Here is a 2,682-nt window from a genome sequence, read left to right on the forward strand (position 1 = left end):
ATACCTCTGTTTGGGTGTGTAATTTAATCGTGTTTTACGAGGATTAATGGTCATGATTTACTTCCTATATTAAAGTTAATTATAGGCTATAAGACCTTCCAAGATCATTAGACCATTACACATCTGCTGTCATTAAGACAGTGTAAGGAATTCGTCTATTCCCCTTCACCGTCTTGGTACTACCAAAAACATTACTGCGCACCGAACACAGACCACTTTGCATACACCAGTCATTTACTCTTAGACGTCGAGTTTCTCCACGTCTTGTCATGAGCCGATAACTTATAATTAGAACAGCAAGACAGGATTCTTGCTCTGATAGAGTTAGATATTGGTCATTTTCCAGAAGATTAAACGCCCTTTCGTATTCCTCATGCGTGATGATATTTCGAGTAATTGCTTCATCAACTAATGGCACATCCAGATCTTGCCAATCTACTTTGGGGAATGGAAAATATTGTCGGCATTGCTTATGGAAGTCCATCAGTCGTTTTGATCTGGATTGAGCGTGAGTCGGCTCTCCCATATCAATCACACCTTGATAAACATCAATAAGGTCATCGTAGTCTAATGATAGTAATGATGTATTCGTGCATAGCTCACACAACGCAGGACCAATCGTAGACAAGTATGTTTTTATTGTTGATACCTGCAACCCAGTATCGCGCTGCCCGTGCCTAGAAGCCGCTTCGAGTAACCAGGAAAGAATCAACACTATTATTTCAGGCAGCGAATTGGAATGATTTACCAACTCGCTAACAGAAGCTCGTGACTCGCCGTCGTTAATCAAATGATTCCAATAGGCTCTTATACCTATCTTTGCATTGTTGTCAGCGTCATCAAGTGCTTGCGGTAACTCTTTAAAAAATACTTTGTAAAACGATTTGTCCTTAGTCGTTTTATACGATCGCTTTTCCAAGGTCTTTTCTTGGACAGCTGCTAGTTCCTGAGTGGTGTTAAGAGGAAAAAACTGTGTTGGTGAAATCAAACGCATCAAGGCATGGGAAGATAAATGTTTCGTTTTAACCGTTCCTTGTCGTAGCCCAAATAGAACTCCAGTTTCACCTTGTCGAGGACTGATACTGATGTGTTTAAAGAAGGTAATAACACTCCATGTTTCAACTTTAAAATCACGTAAGGCGGCACTAACGAAAGAGCTCAATGAATACAGAACGTTATTTGAATGACTTCTCAAACCTCGACCTATGATCTTATTCAAATATCTATCTAGTTGCGCTATGTCGAACTTCACGCTGTTTAAGGCAGTACTATTAAGTAATAGAGCTAATAAGACGCCACTGATACCGGCAAACATGACAGGGGATTTAACAATATCACCAGTTAAATAATGGTTGGTATAAGAAATATTTTCAACGGTGAAAGTTTTCTCAGTATTTGTTTTGAAAAATTCATTGACCGAATTCTCTCCATCAAAAATGATCGACAGTAATAAAATCGCCTTTAAACAATCGTCATCTTGATGCTCATGCTGACTGCACAGTGCTTTAACTAACTCAATAAACTGAGCGTATAAAATACGATAACTATGCTCAGCGATGTGCATTTTATACGGAAAAACCGTTTCGACTTTTGGGCTTTTAAAGTAGACACCTTTAAGCAAGGTTTTAAAGCGTTCATCATCCAACTGATTGCCATTATCATCGATCATTAAGGCTTCTAATTGCTTCAGAGCTTCTTCATGTATGAATGGTTGATCAGCAAGCTTTTCGTTAAGAAGCTCATATACTGACTTATTAGTAGCTGTCACTTCTGTCATGACGCTAGTTAAAGCGTTTGTCGCTAATTGCTTAGTCGTTATAGTGTCATTACCGTTGATTGTTTCTGGCAAAAAATAAGTGGTATCAAGTTTTGCGGTGTCACTAAACTTGGTACGTCTTAAATTCACAAAACCAAGTTCGTTTAAGATATTTCCAATAAATTCCCGATGTAGATTCTGCTCATCATCATGCAAGCTTCTTAAGGATGTATTCTGAAAAAAATTAAGAGCGGATGAAACATGCCCCATTTGATGATCTAAATATTGAGATGATTGAGGTTGCTGAAGCATGGTTTGATAAGAAAACTGTCGCATACAGTTCTGAGGGAGTGTCCAATCGCTACCTAAGAACATTGAAATTTGCGAAGTTTCAGCCGTAGTTAACGTATTATCATCCATCCAAATACCAAGAAAAGGAGTATTACCTTTGCAGGATAAAGATGCTATTAATGTTTTAGAGAAAGGATGGCGTATTGCTATTAAGCGCTTAATGATTTGCTCAATCCACCCCTTAGAATTATTGATTTGTGAGGATAACACCGCTGGAACAGGTATAACCCTAACAGCACTTTCACCAAAAAAAATCTTATCAGCAATAAGAACCTGCGAATGATCGTAACTCCAGCAAGCATGTTCAATAAAAACTGAATTATGTCGTCGATGACTAGTAGCACACGTAAACATAGTCACTGTATAAGCGGCTATCAAATTATAAATACATCTAAGTTGTTCAGGGTCTTTTTCCGTTTTAACTGTCAGCAACAATTCATTTAAAGCGCTTACCCCTAAATTCAGATAATAAGTGCGACACTGCAAATCAGGTGTAGAAGAAGCCAACTGCTGAAGTTGATACACTTCTTCTTACCACAGATAAAGCAGTACCAATATGAATTATCAGCAGTTGA

At 38.2% G+C, this 2,682-nt stretch carries 1 protein-coding gene; it reads right to left on the bottom strand.

Annotated features, from left to right (window positions below):
• Positions 1-115: 115 nt before the first annotated feature.
• Complete coding sequence (locus E0D70_RS17385; RefSeq protein ID WP_133013529.1) at positions 116-2,632, bottom strand: hypothetical protein; 2,517 nt, start codon at positions 2,630-2,632, stop codon at positions 116-118.
• Positions 2,633-2,682 lie beyond the last annotated feature (50 nt).

The sequence above is a fragment of the Marinomonas flavescens genome (assembly GCF_004352835.1).
GTDB classification, from domain to species: domain Bacteria; phylum Pseudomonadota; class Gammaproteobacteria; order Pseudomonadales; family Marinomonadaceae; genus Marinomonas; species Marinomonas flavescens.